Annotated in this window: 10 protein-coding genes and 1 pseudogene; 9 read left to right on the top strand and 2 right to left on the bottom strand. The window is 48.4% G+C overall.

What is annotated here, in order from left to right; genetic code table 11:
* Window positions 1–80 precede the first annotated feature (80 nt).
* The 9 genes from H3H32_RS35850 (at window position 81) to H3H32_RS35810 (ending at window position 15,614) form a co-directional block, all read left to right on the top strand.
* Window positions 81–959 (top strand): helix-turn-helix domain-containing protein, encoded by an 879-nt coding sequence (locus H3H32_RS35850; protein ID WP_182460470.1) that lies wholly within the window; start codon window positions 81–83, stop codon window positions 957–959.
* A gap of 72 nt (window positions 960–1,031) precedes the next feature.
* Window positions 1,032–1,769 carry an SDR family oxidoreductase gene (locus H3H32_RS35845; RefSeq protein WP_182460469.1) on the top strand — a complete coding sequence of 246 codons (738 nt, stop codon included), beginning with the start codon at window positions 1,032–1,034 and terminating at the stop codon, window positions 1,767–1,769.
* 386 nt (window positions 1,770–2,155) lie between these two features.
* Window positions 2,156–4,582 carry an ABC transporter permease gene (locus tag H3H32_RS35840; protein WP_182460468.1) on the top strand — a complete coding sequence of 809 codons (2,427 nt, stop codon included), beginning with the start codon at window positions 2,156–2,158 and terminating at the stop codon, window positions 4,580–4,582.
* Between the two features lie 133 nt (window positions 4,583–4,715).
* Window positions 4,716–7,148 carry an ABC transporter permease gene (locus tag H3H32_RS35835; RefSeq protein WP_182460467.1) on the top strand — a complete coding sequence of 811 codons (2,433 nt, stop codon included), beginning with the start codon at window positions 4,716–4,718 and terminating at the stop codon, window positions 7,146–7,148.
* Window positions 7,149–7,242: 94 nt separating this feature from the next.
* Entirely contained in the window at window positions 7,243–9,666 is a 2,424-nt protein-coding gene (locus H3H32_RS35830) for an ABC transporter permease (protein ID WP_182460466.1), read from the top strand.
* 122 nt (window positions 9,667–9,788) lie between these two features.
* Complete coding sequence (locus H3H32_RS35825) at window positions 9,789–11,582, top strand: purple acid phosphatase family protein (protein WP_182460465.1); 1,794 nt, start codon at window positions 9,789–9,791, stop codon at window positions 11,580–11,582.
* A 264-nt stretch (window positions 11,583–11,846) separates the two neighbouring features.
* The gene (locus tag H3H32_RS35820; RefSeq protein ID WP_182460464.1) at window positions 11,847–14,201 is read left to right on the top strand and encodes an ABC transporter permease; all 2,355 of its coding nucleotides are present in this window, start codon (window positions 11,847–11,849) and stop codon (window positions 14,199–14,201) included.
* Window positions 14,202–14,272: 71 nt separating this feature from the next.
* Entirely contained in the window at window positions 14,273–14,983 is a 711-nt protein-coding gene (locus H3H32_RS35815; protein WP_182460463.1) for a DoxX family protein, read from the top strand.
* A gap of 295 nt (window positions 14,984–15,278) precedes the next feature.
* Entirely contained in the window at window positions 15,279–15,614 is a 336-nt protein-coding gene (locus H3H32_RS35810; protein ID WP_182460462.1) for a DUF3800 domain-containing protein, read from the top strand.
* Here H3H32_RS35810 and H3H32_RS35805 read toward each other — a convergent pair.
* Together H3H32_RS35805 and H3H32_RS35800 are read right to left on the bottom strand one after the other, a co-directional pair.
* Window positions 15,615–16,259: pseudogene (locus H3H32_RS35805) on the bottom strand (IS630 family transposase); the annotation flags it as partial.
* Complete coding sequence (locus tag H3H32_RS35800; RefSeq protein ID WP_182458126.1) at window positions 16,214–16,672, bottom strand: helix-turn-helix domain-containing protein; 459 nt, start codon at window positions 16,670–16,672, stop codon at window positions 16,214–16,216. The gene H3H32_RS35800 and the pseudogene H3H32_RS35805, both read right to left, overlap by 46 nt.
* Between the last annotated feature and the right edge of the window lie 4 nt (window positions 16,673–16,676).

Below are 16,676 nucleotides of genomic sequence, written 5' to 3'. Positions count from 1 at the left end.
AAAGGTATTTTATCGTTTTCTTTTCTACCCAAGCACAAGAAGCCATTCTTTTCTGTTTACACCCAAACAAAATATCAGACGTGCAGGAAACAACAGGATTGCTCGATAGGCTTAAGCACCACGAAAAATTGACGATCACAGTGAATGAAAACTGCCTGATCGAGCTACCTGAAGAGGCTTTGCAGAAGCTGCTTCAGCCCCATAAGCTATCTTATTACTATTTTGTGTTTATGGATCAGGGCACCGAAACCGTTCAGACAGACCTGCAAGACATAGCCATCTCAGATAGTCAATTGGTTTTTGGATTACCCAACCAAATCTTCGCGCACGAAACGTCAAAAAAGAAAAACCAGCACTATAAGATTGGGTTCGATGAAAACACGTTGAAGTTGCTTCCGCATTCTTACCCCTTTTTAGTTAATCCCCTCAATTCAAACGTAATCACGTTTGATCCGGAAGCTAAAGAGCGGGTCAAAGCCATTCTTTCTATCTTGTTTCAACTGCTTCATTCGTCCAGAAAACCAATAAAAGCGGACATTATTCTGGCGCACTTAAACACATTGCTCACGGAGTTCAACAGCGCTTACTTCGAGAAAGGGCACTATGAGGCCTGGGTTAACCCAAAGATTGAAAAGTATATCGAATTTAAGCTTGCCGTCGAAACGGAACTGACGGAGCAGCAAACGGTAGACTTTATCGCCAAAAAACTGGGAATGACCACGAGTAGTCTTTACGCTGTGGTGAAGGAATATTCCGGCGTTTCGCCTAAAGAATGGATTACCAATCGATTGATACAGGAAGCACAACGTCAACTTCAATATACTTCCGTTTCAGTGAAGGAACTGGCTTATGCACTGGGCTTTAATGACCCGAGTTATTTTTCACGGCTATTCAAAAAGAGGACAGGCAAAAGCGTTACTGAATTTGTGACAGGCTTACGCGATTTGTCCTCAAATTGAGGTGATTTGTACATTTCAGCCGTTTTTCGACTGTCTACTTTTGCTCGCTCATTTAAAAGACAGTTGACAAACATGAAAGTAGCCTTAGTAACAGGAGCGACGCGGGGCATTGGCCTCGACGTAACCAAACAACTCGCCCGGAACGGATTCTACGTTTACCTCGGCAGCCGATCCTTGGATCGAGGCATAGCCGTAGTTAAAGAACTCAATGATTTGGGCATTAGCAATGTTGAAGCCGTTCAATTAGATGTCACCGATAATCAATCGGTTAAATCTGCCCGCGAAGTGATTGGCGCCAAAACACCAATCCTGGATGTTTTAATCAATAACGCAGGTATTTCGGGCGAGCTGGCCCAATCGGCACTTGGGTCAACCATCGATCAATTTAAGGTAGTGTTCGATACCAATTTATGGGGTGTGGTCCGGGTTACCCAGGCATTCTTCGATTTACTAAACCAATCGCCAGAGCCCCGTATTGTGAATGTAAGCACAGCAATGGCTTCGCTACAGCTAGCCGCCGACCTTGGCAATAGTGACTATCCTAACAGGTATGTTATTTATCAGTCATCGAAAGCATCCCTGAATATGTACACGATCAATCTCGCTTATGAACTCCGCGAAACGTCATTCAAAGTCAATGCAGTGTGTCCTGGCTATACCCAAACTGATTTTACGGGTCATCAAGGCACAAGCACTGTGGAGCAGGCAGGAGAACGTATTACCAAGTATGCACTGATTGGTCAGGACGGGCCTACGGGGAAATTTTTCAGCGAAGAATACTTTCCAGAACCGGCAACCTGTCCCTGGTAAACAGGCTATTCTTGTAGGGGTTTTGCTCCCCTCTCCCGTTTTGGGAGAGGGGACGGGGGTGAGGAAAAAACAGCAAATCTTTAGTTGAGCGTAGTATGAACTACGCCGAACATTCAGGGGTTAGTTGCCCCAAACTGCTCGTGGGTAAGCAGCGGCAACTATTCCTCTGTTTTGTCCGTGGCTGTCCGCCAGCTGTCCAGATTCGGACATTTTCGAGTCAAACTTTTAAACTAATACCCTGTCTGTAAGTAGATTACCATTTCGGTACAACATTTGGGGTAATGAGTTATCTGTTGGTAGTTTCCAAATGCCGACCCGGTGGCTCATACGCAGTACGGTTTTATGTGTTTCTTGCACGTTCGTCCTGCGTCAAAACCCAGCCTTTTATGTTTCTTAACTATCTCAAAATCGCCTGGCGTACACTCCGCAAACAACAGGGCTTTACGTTTATCAATATCTTCGGATTGGCCGTTGGGCTGGCCTGTTGCATGCTCATTATGCTTTACGTGCTGGATGAGTTGAGTTTCGACCGATACAACGCCAAAGCCGACCGCATCTACCGTATTCAATCCGACATTAAGTTTGGTGGAAACGACATGCACTTTGCCGTTTCACCCGACCCGATGGGTGAAACACTCAAGAAAGATTATCCGCAAGTTGAGCAGTTTGTGCGACTTCATCAACGCGGAACCTGGTCGGTAAAACGAGCGGGCGAGACCACCAATCTTCGGGAAGACAACATCACCTTTGCCGATTCGACCCTCTTCGATGTGTTTACCCTTCCACTCGTTTCGGGCGATCCTAAACGGGCACTAGCCGAGCCGAATACCGTGGTGATCAGTGAATCGGCGGCAAAGCGATACTTTGGCAATCAGAATCCGATGGGCCAAGCACTGGTATTCGATAATAACAGGACGTTCAAGGTATCGGGAGTGATGCGTGACATGCCCCAGAATTCGCATTTCCACAGCGACTTTTTCCTGAGCATGCTCAACGATGATTACCAATGGGGACAGTGGCTTAGCCACAATCATCACACCTACCTTTTACTAAAACCGGGAACCAATCCGACAGCTTTTGCCCGGAATTTCGACACCGTTGTTAAGAAATACATTGGTCCGAAGGTGATGCAATTCACGGGTTCTTCGCTGGAGAAGTTTAGCAAAGCGGGTAATCAGTTGAGCTACTGGCTCATTCCTCTGACCGATATTCACCTGCACTCAAAACAACAAATTGAGCTTGCGCCAAATAGCGATAGCCAATATATCTACATTTTCTCGGCGGTAGCGCTCTTTATTTTGCTTATTGCCTGCATCAATTTCATGAATCTGTCTACCGCCCGCTCGGCCAATCGGGCAAAAGAAGTGGGCGTTCGAAAGGTGATGGGCTCCGAACGGCAGCAACTCATTGGTCAGTTCATGACTGAGTCAATTCTGACAACTGTACTAGCTATGCTGCTGGCGCTGGTTATTGTAGCCATTGCCTTGCCGGGTTTCAACAAGATCTCGGCCAAGTCGCTCAGTAGCGCTCAGTTGGTCTCTTCTCATTATTTACCCTTCCTCATTGCCTTACCTATTCTTGTTGGTTTGCTGGCGGGGAGTTATCCAGCCATCTTGCTCTCGTCGTTCAAGCCAATTTCGGTACTTAAAGGCCGAATAAATGTGAGCTTCAAAAGTGCTGGGTTACGGAGTGGACTTGTGGTCTTTCAGTTCGCCATGTCGGTGGTACTCATCGTCGGCACCATCATTGTCTATCGGCAAATCACGTATATTCAAACGAAGAACCTCGGCTTTAGCAGAGAGCAATTATTAACGATCAACAATACGTACTCAATTGGCAATCAGGCCGAAACCTTCAAACAAGAGATATTGCGTTTGCCCGGCGTGGTCAGTGGCAGCACATCTGGTTTTCTGCCAACACCCTCAGAGCGCACAGACTGTGCCTTCTTCGCCGAAGGACAGTCAGACGGAAACAAGAGCGTTCATATGCAAGCCTGGAGCATCGATTACGATTATGTAAAAACGATGGGCATGCAGATTGTGCAGGGACGAAATCTGTCAAAAGCTTTTGGCTCTGATTCGTCGGGAATTATTCTGAACGAAACAGCCGCCCGTACACTAGGCTACAGTAATCCGATCGGCAAGCGAATCTGGCGCTTTGAAGACGCTCAATTGCAAGTTCGGAAGCTGTATACAATCGTCGGTATTGTGAAGAATTTCCACTTTGAATCCCTCCGTCGTAACATCGGAGCGTTATCAATGATCCTTCAGCCAAATTCAGGAGCTATCACCTTCCGGCTCAGTAGCGCTCATATTACGGATCTGGTCCCTCAAATCGAAGCAAAATGGAAACAGATGGCACCCGGCCAGCCGTTCAGCTATCAGTTTATGGACGACAGCTTCGATGAAATGTACCGGGCCGAACAGCGCGTGGGTACCATTGCATTAACCTTTGCTGCTCTCGCCATCCTGATCGCCTGCCTGGGTCTGTTCGGGCTAGCCGCCTTCATGGCGGAGCAACGAACCAAAGAAATCGGGGTTCGGAAAGTACTAGGAGCCAGTGTCCCCAGCATTATTGGCTTACTGTCGAAAGACTTTTTGAAGCTGGTGCTTATTGCTATCCTCATAGCCTCACCGATTGCGTGGTACGCCATGAGTCGATGGTTAAACGACTTCGCCTACAAGATTGACATTGAATGGTGGATGTTTGCCCTGGCGGGTTTATTGGCCGTAGGCATTGCGCTGTTAACAGTGAGTTTCCAAAGCGTGAAAGCCGCGTTGATGAATCCGGTGAAATCATTACGAAGCGAGTAGAGACGCAACCCTTTGCGTCTCATACCCCGGATGGCTTTTTCGTCTCCTTGACTGAATGGCTTTGCTGACGTTAAAATTGCTGACGCATACGGAGACGCAAGGGATTGCGTCTCTACAAAATCCCTTCTATCTCATGCTAACAAACTATCTCAAAATCGCCCTCAGAACGCTGAACAAGAACCGGGTGTATACGCTGCTCAATATTGGCGGATTAGCGACCGGTTTGACCTGCTTTGCCCTGATTACCCTTTGGATTAGCAGCGAGTGGAGTTACGACCGCTTCAATGAAAAAGCGGATCGGATTTATCGGGTAGCCTTAACGATTATCAATGAAACCGAAACGTTCGATCAGGCTGTATCGTCGGTACCAATAGGGCCTAACCTGAAAAACGATTACCCTGAGATTGAAAACTACGTTCGGTTCGATCAGAACGACGCGATTGTAAAAAACGGAACGCAGCAATTTTTCGAAGAAGGTATTCTGCTGACTGACCCTTCCTTCTTTGATGTGTTTAGTTATCATCTCACGCAGGGCAATCCGAAAACGGCCTTACGCGATCCGTACAGCCTTGTCCTGACTGAAAGTATGGCCAAGAAGTACTTCGGCAACCAGAACCCAATTGGGCAGTCGCTTACCATTTTACTCCACGATAGCACCGGTCGAGGATTGCCTTATAAAATCACGGGGGTGATGCCCGATGCGCCTAAAAATGCCCATTTTACGTTCAACTTTCTAGCTTCGTTCGAAACCCTGATTGCCTCCGACCGACGTCAATTTATGTCGTCCGATGCCTGGGGCGACAATAGCTATTATACCTATGTTCTGCTGAAACCCGGCGTCGACGCTAAAGCTTTAGAAGGGAAACTGCCTCAATTCTACGAGAAGCATATTGCACCGATCATGCGAAAATACAACGTTAGCGGTCGCACGGATTACACGCTGCAACCCCTAACGGACATCTATCTTAGCTCGCATCGGCGGTATGAAATCAACCCAACCAGTAGCCTGAATAACCTGTATATTTTCGGCACAGTGGGGCTATTGATTTTACTACTGGCTGGAATAAACTACATGAATCTGGCAACAGCCCGGTCGGTTCAACGCGCCAAAGAGGTGGGCGTCAAGAAAGTGATTGGTGCCCTGAAAAGTCAGCTAGTCAGCCAATACTTGATCGAAGCCTTTGTGCTGGTTATCATTTCGTTCTTGCTGGCGTTAGGGTTCTGTCAACTCATTCAGCCTATTTTTCAACTCCTGACAGGCAAAGCCATTTCCGTTACGGATTCACCGGGTTTAGTGGGCTTTATGCTGGGCATATCGCTGCTACTTGGGCTACTGTCAGGACTTTACCCAGCCTTCGTCATCTCGTCCTACAAACCGACGACGGTTCTGAAAGGCTCCTTTTCAACCTCGGCCAAAGGTAACTGGCTACGACAATCGCTGGTGGTTTTACAGTTCACCATCACGGTTATTTTGCTGATCGGCATTCTGGTGATTAACAATCAAATGTCGTTCATGCAGCACAAAGATTTAGGCTACACAAAAGACGCCCTACTCACGCTGAATATCAACGGCGACCGACAGGTTGAATCCAACATCGAAGCCTTTAAAAACGATGTGTTGGCAACTGGATTGGTCAAGGGAATGACGACCTCAAATAGTATTCTGGTTGGTGGTCTGGGCAATAATGGTATCAACACCATTGATCATCAGGGCAAGAAAGTTTCCACCAGCATGTACCGGCTGGCGATTGATTACGACTACCTGAACGTGATGGGCATAAAGCTGCTTGCCGGTCGGAATTTGTCCCGTGAATTCCCAACCGACGCCCGAACCGACACTACCCAGAATTATCTGCTGAACGAATCGGCAGTAAAGGCTCTGGGCTGGAAAAGTCCCGATCAGGCCATCGGAAAACCCTTCGCGATGAGCGGCCGACAGGGAACGGTTGTTGGGGTAGTCAATGATTTTCATTTCAATTCACTACAGCATAAAGTCGAACCGTTGGCGATGCTTGTTCGGGGTGGCAGTTTTGCCCGGATTATTCTGAAACTCGATATGCAACATCCGCAGGAGTCCATTGCCTGGGTCGAAAGCCAGTGGAAAAAGCATTTTCCGACGTCTTATCTGGAATATAACTTCCTGGATAAAAAGCTCAACGAGCAATACCAGGCCGAATCTCAATTCGCTACGCTGTTCTTTTACTTCTCGCTGTTATCGGTACTGATCGCCTGCCTGGGCTTGTACGGCCTGACTGCTTTCGCAACCCAGCAACGCACAAAAGAAATTGGCGTGCGGAAAGTATTGGGGGCTTCGGTTGGCAGTATTGTGGCTTTACTCTCGCAGGATTTCCTAAAATTGGTTCTAATCGCTACCTTCATTGCCTCGCCTATTGCCTGGTATGCTATGAGTCAGTGGCTGAGCGGCTTCGCCTACAAAATTGATATCGAGTGGTGGATGTTCGCGCTGGCGGGTATCCTGGCCATCGGCGTGGCTTTATTGACAGTTAGTTTCCAAAGTATCAAAGCCGCGTTGATGAACCCGGTGAAATCATTAAGATCGGAATAACGTAGAGACGCAACCCTTTGCGTCTCCTTATGCGTCAGCAATTTTAGCGTTAGTAAAGTCTGAGACGCAAAGGGTTGCGTCTCTACATAAAACCATGCTATCAAACTATTTCAAAATTGCCTGGCGATCGATTCGTCAACAGCGGTTATATAGCCTCCTCAACATTACGGGTTTGGCGCTCAGCCTGGCTACCTGCGGCCTGTTGATTCAGTACGTTCGATTTGAACAGAGTTACGATCAGGGCGCAGTGACCGATGGCAAACCCATTTATCGGGTAGAGACGCTGTTTTATGGAGGAGGGCACAAATCAGAGCATTGGGCGACGAGTACGAACGGCTTTGCTCCGGCCATGAAAGCGAACTTTCCGGAGGTGGAAAGCTTCACGCGCATCGTCTGGCGAAATTCCGAGCGAGTTGTTCGTTACGAAAACCAGAAGTTTCGCGAACCGCATGTTTGTCTGGCCGATTCAAACTTCTTTACCTTTTTCGATTATCCCATAGTGCAGGGTGACCGACGAACGTTTCTAAACGAACCTAATTCCGTCGTCCTGTCAGAGTCGGCGGCTCACAAGTATTTTGGCAAACAGAATCCACTGGGAAAAACCCTCGAAATCAGTACCCGGTCGCAGCAGTTGACTTGTCAGGTTACGGGCGTTTTTGCGGATTTGCCGGTCAATTCGACCATGCAGTTCGACATGCTGATTTCTGGCCGAACCGCCCCTCCCCGCGCCTGGCATTTCTGGTATCAGCATGCCAGCTACACGTTCGTGCAACTCAAACCGCATACTGATCCCGGCAAGGTAGAAGCCAAATTTCCGGCACTGGCTGAGCACTACAAAACCGAGCCGACCATGCGGGATGTTACGTGGGGCATCCAGTTGGTTCCTCTTCAGGACCTACACCTTAACCCAGCAACTCCGAACGAAATTGAAGTAAAAGGCAACCGAACCGCCGTTAATTTCCTATCGGTGATCGCGCTCGTCATTTTGCTGATTAGCTGGGTCAATTACAGCAATCTGACCACCGCACGGGTGATGCACCGGGCCAAAGAAGCGGGCGTTCGGCGGATGATCGGCTCTACCAGACGGATGCTATTGTTCCAGTTCGTCATCGAATCGCTACTGGTACACACCATTGCACTAGTTCTAGCCATACCGATGGTGATCATTGCCGCGCAGTTACTTCCTGACTCATTACATCTGCATTCCGCGCAAAGCGTGTGGGGCGACCCACTGGTGATTCTCGGCTTTCTGGCGTTGTGGTTGATGGGTATTGTGTTGACAGGCCTTTATCCGGCAACGGTCTTGCTCCGGTCCTCACCGGCTTCCGTACTGAAAGGGCGTTTTCGTTTTTCGGGCAGAGAGCGGTCGTTTAGGCAATCGCTGGTTGTTGTGCAGTTTGCCATTTCGGTCATTTTGTTGGTGAGTACACTGGTCGTTTATCGGCAAACGGCTTACATGATGAACCAGCGCCCTGGTGTGCTTACGGATCAAACCGTCGTTCTTAAATCGCCGGTCAACACGCCTGATTATGCGGGTAAAATTGAACTCCTCAAAAAACGAATCAACGCGCTGGCCGGTGTCTCGAATGTAACAGGCTCAGGTTCTGTTCCCGGCAAAGAGGTAGGGCAGTTTCTGGCCAATCGCCGGTTCGAAGCCAGTGCCGCCGACAATAAACTCGTCGAAATGCTGAAAGTCGATTTCGACTTCATGCCGACCTATGGATTGCGCTTACTGGCCGGACGCGGTTTCGACAAAACCCGCCCCGCCGATTCAACGGCTTTGGTGCTCAACGAGTCGGCTGTTAAACTATTCGGATTTACATCCAACGAACAGGCCATCGGGCAAAAAATAGCGTTGGAAACCACACCGAAGCAAGCCAGCGAAATTATTGGTGTGGTGAAAGATTACCACCAGCAGTCGCTGCATCAACCGTTTACGCCCATCATTCTGTTTATGGACCCAGCCTTTAGCTGGATTCCGACGGATTATTACTCGATCAAATTTCGAACCGACAATCCGCAGAATTTGCTAGGACAGGTAGAAACGATCTGGGGATCGTTGTTCCCAGAATCGTCGCTTGATTATTTCTTTCTGGACGAATTTTACGGACAGCAATATCAGTCGGATAAGCAATACGGCCTCCTGTTCAGCATCTTTTCAGCCCTCGCCATTTTCATTGCCTGTCTGGGTTTATTCGGTTTGGCAACCTTCTCCGCCGAACAGCGAACCCAAGAAATCGGTGTACGTAAAGTTCTCGGTGCGAGCGTTGCCAGCATCGTGGCTCTACTCTCCAAAGACTTTCTGAAACTGGTGTTTGTTGCCATTGTACTAGCTTCTCCCCTCGCCTGGTGGGTCATGACCAAATGGCTTTCCGATTTCGCCTACAAAATCGACATCGAATGGTGGGTATTCGCCCTGGCGGGTTTGCTGGCTGTGGGCATTGCGCTTTTAACAGTGAGTTTCCAAAGTATCAAAGCCGCGCTAATGAACCCGGTAAAGAGTTTGCGGAGTGAGTGAATGATGGCGCAAGGCTCCAGCCTTGTGCCATCATTCACAAAAAATTAACAGTCAGCAAATAGCCTTTGCCGAGAAGCCAGACGTACTATTGGTAGACGATGTCTCTCCAACTAGCTGGCTACATGAAACTTCCCGGATCGTTTCTACTTCCGTTTCTACTTCCGTTTTTGCTTCTATTTTCTGCTGTTACGGCTCGTGACACACCCCAACCCAAGGCCAGCGTGAAAGCTGTGATGGATGGCGTTGTTACTCGGTTGTATAAAACTTACCAGCCTCAACAACTCGATACGATTCAGCAGAATTTCGTGCTTTCATTTTTGACTCCGCAGGAAAAAAAGGTGCTGGCTACGCAGTACTGGGTGTTTCGGGCCAATGTTCCGGTTGTAGTTTCGCTCATGCGTGACAAAGCACAGAAAGTTCTTCCATTCTGGCTCAAAGACAGTGGCTTTCGTAAGACGGAACTGATTGTCAAGAACGAAGAGTATACCTACGAAGTCTGGCAAAAGACCTTTGAAGCGGGCGTGGTCTCGCTAGGAATCAATGGATTCGATAAACATCGGCCCGTCTATTTCATTAGCGCAAAGGCACTACACCCGAACGATTCGCTGCGTATCACGCCCATTTTTCCGGCCCAGCAAACGTTCACTACGTTTCAAAAGGGAGCCTTTACTTACCACGACTGGAGCGACTTGACGTTGAACGAAGTACCCGAGTCACTACACGGCCAAACCTTGTTTCAGACGATTCGGGGAAGAGCGAGAGAAGCTCATCTAGTAGGCGCTTTCCGACGAACCAAATTTCCGTCCAACGCTCGGCCCGATCACATCCTACTTAGCTGGAGCGGCTCCCCTACCACGACCCAGGACATTCAATGGCGGGCAGCTGCATCGGTACCGAGTGGGGTTACCAAATACTGGCTCAAGGGAAGCCATGACACCCTTACCAAAGCCGCCGTTCGCTATACAATGGAAGATAGGCTCTTGCAGAATGATCGATACGTACATCGGTTTACGACGCAGTTAACCGGCTTACAACCGGGCAAAACGTATGCCTATCAGGTAGGTTCGTCCAAAGGCGGCTGGTCGTCAGTGGCTTCTTTTCAGACGCAATCCACTACGAATGAGGGCTTCTCGTTTATCTGGTTCGGGGATACGCACAAATCGCCTGTTTTTGGGGAAATGGCTCAGCAAACGCTTATCCGACACCCCAACATCGCCTTTTATTCGATAGCTGGCGATTTAGTCAGCACGGGTTTGCATCGGGATGAGTGGGACGAATTGTGGCAGTATGCGGGAAATGTTTTCCAGTCCAAACCACTATTGCCGATTCCCGGTAATCACGACAGTCAGGATGGGCTGGGCGCGTGGATGTATCAGCAGATGTTCAGTTTGCCGCACAATGGCCCGAAACACCCTGAAGTACCCGACGAGCAGACCTATGCATTTACTTACAAAAACGCGCTGTTTTTGATGATCGATGCGACGGCTCCCATCGAGGCTCAAACGGCCTGGACCAAGCAGCAACTTTCCCAATCAAAAGCTGACTGGAAGTTTATGTTCCTCCATTTTCCGCCCTACACATTTGAAGAAGATTACGCCGACATTCGGAAAGCCTGGGGACCACTCATCGACCAATATCACGTGGACATGGTCATGAGCGGACACGTGCATTATTACATGCGCTCAAAACCCACGCATAACGGCAAAGACGTAGCAACTCCCGACCAGGGAACGATTTACACTATCTCTATCGGCATTCCCAGCGAGCACGAAATCTGGCCCGATGAACCCTATGCAGCCCTTCGGTACAAAAACGGCCCTTTTTATCAATTAATGGACATCCAGGGCAAAAAGCTGACGTATACGGTCTATGATAAAGACGGAAAGGTTAAGGATGAGTTGGTGATAGCGAAGTAATAAGTGCTATCTGGCGCGAGTATTTACTCGTGCCCTTTCATAAAGCCAGCATTCGCTGGCGCAGACTAAACTGTACAAAGCGTCAGTAAATACTGACGAAATGAAAAGGCACGGGTAAACACCCGCGCCAGCCTCTGCAAGCAGCCTTAACTATTTTTAACAGACTGAAAACCAACCGTTCTGCACCTTATTGCGGTCTATTGATGTACTGTCAGAAGAAATCTGGCATTCTATCAATAGACCGCATTCCATTTATCCTGCCCCATGCTCAGAAACTACCTCAAAATCGCTCGTCGCCATCTTTGGATTAACAAACTTTACACTGGCCTGAATGTCGGGGGATTGGCCGTTGGGCTAACCACTTGCCTGCTCATGGTGATGTACGTGAAGCATGAATTCACCTACGACCGTTTTCATGCTAATGCTGACCGAATTGTTCGGGTAACAACGAATCTAACCACACCCGATGCCCCCATATCAGTAGCCTCCTGCTCAATCTTACTGGCCAGCGCGCTGAAACGGGATTACCCGGACGTGGAGACCGCTGCCCGCTTCGAACCCGTGTCGGCGACGATTCGGTACGGGACTGACTTGCGCCATGAACCCGATGTGTACTATGCTGAGCAGGACGTTTTCTCGGTCTTTACGTACCCGTTCGTTGAGGGCAACGCTACAAAAGCACTGAGTGAACCCAACACAGCGGTTGTTACTGAACGTTTTGCCCGGAAATACGCTGGTTGTACAAATGTGTTGGGCGAGACGTTTCTTTGTAACAAAAAACTGTATCGAATTACGGGCGTCATGGCCGATTTGCCTTCCAACGCCGACATGAAAATCAGCGCATTGCTGGCCAAAGATTATTCGACCTATACCGACTGGCTAGTCGATGATTTTCCGGTGTATACGTTCGTTTTGTTCCGACAAACCCCCAATCTAAACGCCTTTGACAAGAAGCTGGCCTTACTCAGCAAAACCTATATTCAGCCAGAGCTTAAGAAAGTGGGCGCCACTGGCTATGCCGTTGTGTTTCAGACTGAACTCCTAAAAGACGTCCACTTTAGTCAGGGTAAACTGGCCGATATGCCGAAGGGCAATAAACAGTATGGCTATTTATTTTTGTTTCTGGCGGGTTTTGTGTTGGTCATCGCCTTGCTCAACTACATCAATCTGTTAACGGCCAGAGCTACCGGACGAGCGAAGGAAGTGGGCATCCGAAAAGCCAGCGGTGCGTTACGGCGACAGTTGGTGGGTCAGTTTCTATTCGAGTCGTTTCTGTTGAGTTTCCTGTCTGTCGTTCTGGCGATTATCCTGCTGGAAATCAGCATTCCCTTTTTCAACGAGCTATTGCAAATCCAGCTTGATATACCCTGGCGCGACGGTTTGCTGATGGCGGGCATTGCGTTGCTGAGTACGTCCTTTCTGGGTGGACTCTACCCGGCCTTTGTCTTGTCTGGCTTTAATACGGCGATGGTATTACGGAAACAAACGGGAGGACTGGGACGAGGTTTCGGGCTTCGGCAGGCAATTACAGTGTTTCAGTTTGTGCTGGCGGTGGGCATGATTGTCGGGGTGTTGGTGGCTCATACGCAGATGAAGTACATGCAGCGCGTTGATCTGGGTTTCACGAAAGAGCAGGTACTCACCGTTCACCTCCCCGACGATTCGCTGGCCCGAATGTCGGCCTATGCCCTGACCGATGACTTACGACAACGAACCGAAATCAAGGATGCATCGCTTGGGTCGGGCATTAAGCCCGATGCCATTCTGGTCAAAGCAACGACTATTTTTCAATCGGTGGGTAAAAAACGGGAAGTCATGGGCAATTATCTATCTATTGATGAGCGTTTTCTGCCTCTCATGAATATGAAACTAGTGAGTGGTCGGAATGTATTGGCGGGTTCCGAAGCCGATAAGAATGGGGCCTTTCTGGTTAACGAAGCCTTTGTGAAACAGGCGGGTTGGAAGCAGGCCATTGGCCAGCCGATGGAAGGATTCATGCACAAAGGCAAGGTGGTTGGCGTGGTCAGAAATTTTAATTACCGCTCGCTACACACCGCTATTGAGCCGGTCATACTGGTTTTCAACGCATCGCCACCCGCCAACCTGACGCTGAAAATGAAGCCGGAACAGTTGCCCTTGGTACAAGCCGCCTTGCAGAAACACTACCCAAACTTCCCCTTCGAATACACGTTTCTGGACGCGGCCTTTGATGCTCAATACCGAAAAGATAACCTCATGATTACCCTCTTCAACGGATTTTCGCTGCTCACCATGCTGGTTTCCTGTCTGGGCTTATTCGGCTTAGCGACCTTCTCCGCCGAGCAACGAACGAAAGAAATTGGTGTACGCAAAGTACTCGGTGCCAGCGTCATCAGCATCGTGACGCTCCTCTCGAAAGATGTCTTGAAACTGGTTCTGATCGCTATCATCATTGCCGCTCCCCTCGCCTGGTACGCCATGAACCAATGGCTCGCCGACTTCGCCTACAAAATTGATATGGCGTGGTGGATGTTCGCCCTGGCGGGTTTTGTAGCGGTGAGTATTGCCCTGCTGACGGTAAGTTTCCAGAGTGTAAAAGCCGCCTTGATGAATCCAGTGAGGAGTTTGCGGAGTGAGTAGTCTTTGTTTTTGGGGGCCATGAGCGGCAAGTAAAAAGATGCCTCGATCCTAAAAAACAGACGTCATTCATCATGTCGAATAAACTTGAACACTATTATTATGAGGCAAAGGGAAACAAATGGTATCACTACTTCGCTGTTTTTTGTCGTCTGGCTTTGGCTGTTGCCTGGACAATTTCAGGCTATGTGAAAATTTCAGGGGAGCGATTTGCCGCTGGCTTATCCCATAATCACCCATTGGGACAATATTTTGATGCGTTACTGAATACCGGCTACTACTATACATTTATTGGGGTTGGGCAAATAATCGTTGCCATCCTATTACTCATTCCAGGAACTGCCCTTATTGGTGCGATTAGCAGCTTCCCGATTATCCTGAATGTTTGTGTGCTCACTTATTCCGTTCGGTTTGAAGGCACTCGGGCGGCAACATTTATGCTGTTGGCCAATTTATTTTTATTATGTTGGGACTATGATCGGCTAAAACCGATTCTACCCTTCCAGGCTAACATAGCGAACGAAAAGCCCTCAACTGGCAAATTTCCATTCCTGTTTTTTGGCGGTGTCGTGGCAACGCTGGCAGCGGTTATCGTTTTAAACAATGTCATGTACGACATCAGACCTGGTAATGCCCCGGAGGAATGCTGGAATGGTTGTCCTGGCAATAGTGATCCAAAAGCTTGTGAAGAATTTTGCGATTGTATTCACAACAAGGGCAAACCGCTTGGCACATGTTTAGAAGCGTACGAAAAGGCAAAAGAAAAAGATAAGAAGGCTAGTTAGGGGGCGATACTCGGAAAATAAATTGCCGTTAGCATCGTATTGGCGGTCGTGAATCTGGCATCGGCTTATTCGGTTTGGTAACCTTCTCTGCCGAGCAACGGACGAACGAAATTGGTGTCCGCAAAGTACTGGTAGCCAGTGTCGTCGGCATTGTGACGCTTCTCTCAAAAGGGCGTTTTTATGAATTGGCAGAAACATTCGCAAATACACCCTATGTTTCGCGATATTGCGAAATACGACTCGTACAGTTTCGCATATTTAGGAGTTATTCATCAGCCCAAAATACACTACGATAATGAAAATATTTTGTGACGAATCTGGATATACAGGTGCGGACCTACTTGAAAGGGCACAACCGTATTTCGTTTATTCAGGCATAAAACTTGACGACAAAGCAACAGGAGAAATAAAAAATTACATTTACAGCAATTACAATATTCAAAATTCCGAAATAAAGGGAAAACTAATAGTAAATAATCAAAAGGGGCGAGAAGTAATAAGTCATATTTTTAAAAGGTATGGAAAATTTGCCAGAATAGTATTTCATGACAAAAAATATGCGCTCGCTGCAAAAATTATAGAATATGGAATTGAACCATATTTAACTTCAAGCGAAATCTTTTATAAGTAATCAGGCAGAATTAAATGGAATTATATTTTTGACTTGTAGCTCGGTAAAATCAATGTGGTAATCTTGGCCGAAGGCTTTGATGATGGCAAAGATGGCCTTTTTCAAGTGCCCCCATGATAGGTAGTTCACTTTCGTCAGCCAGCGGTACTTCATCATCCGCCATAGAATTTCGATGGGGTTCAGATGCGGACTGTAGGCCGGTAGAAAGAATAGATAAACGTCTTGCTCTTCCCACTCCGCTAGGTGGTCGTAAACCAATTGGCAGCGATGGATTGGGCCGTTATCAAGAACGATGACGATGGGTTTGGGCCGTGGCTGACTCACAAAATGAGTGAGTGACTCGACCACGAAAGCACCCGTTAAAGGCTTTTCGCTGTGATAAATTGTTAGGTGGTTATCTAATCGTAACAACCCCAGCAGGTTGAGCCGTTTGGTTGTTGTGCGGGCTGGTAGTAACCGGGGTTGGTGTTTTTTCTGCCATCCATAAGGCACATAGGGTTGCTGAGCGAAACCGGTTTCATCGGCAAAGTAGAGGTCAATCAGACCACAGACCCACAGGGTGAGTAAAATTTGCCAGCGAGCCAGCCCGTCGGCATAGCTTACCGGGTTCTGGTTGGCTTTGGTGCTTCGGCGTAAGCGATGGTAGGTGTAGTCGTTTTTTTTAGAAAACGTTTGACCGTATCGCGGCTCATAGGCTGGCCCAAGGCGGTCTGTAGGTGGGCTTGAATGCGGCCAGCATCCTGATAATGGGCGTCAACAGCCTTACTCAGTGCCTGTTGGTGGACGGTGTTGGTAATGGAGAGAATGGGTTTGCGGCCTTGTCCTTTCTGACGCATGAGCCCCACCAATCCGTCTTGCTCAAAAGCGGTCACCCAGTTGCTGACGCTTTGGGGGCAGACTTCCAATGCGACAGCAATGGTCTTGAGGACCCAACCCTTGTGGTTCCATAGCAGGGCTTGGCAGCCGCGCCGAAACTCATGCTTGGGATGGTTCTTAAGCCCTTCTTGTAAGGTGAGTTGCTCTAAATCAGTAAGTTGGATATGGCGTTTGCGTCCCATACCA

It is taken from the genome of Spirosoma foliorum (assembly GCF_014117325.1).
Classification (GTDB): domain Bacteria; phylum Bacteroidota; class Bacteroidia; order Cytophagales; family Spirosomataceae; genus Spirosoma; species Spirosoma foliorum.
Note: the sequence above shows the minus strand (reverse complement) of the source record. Positions and strands in the feature narration are given on the sequence as shown.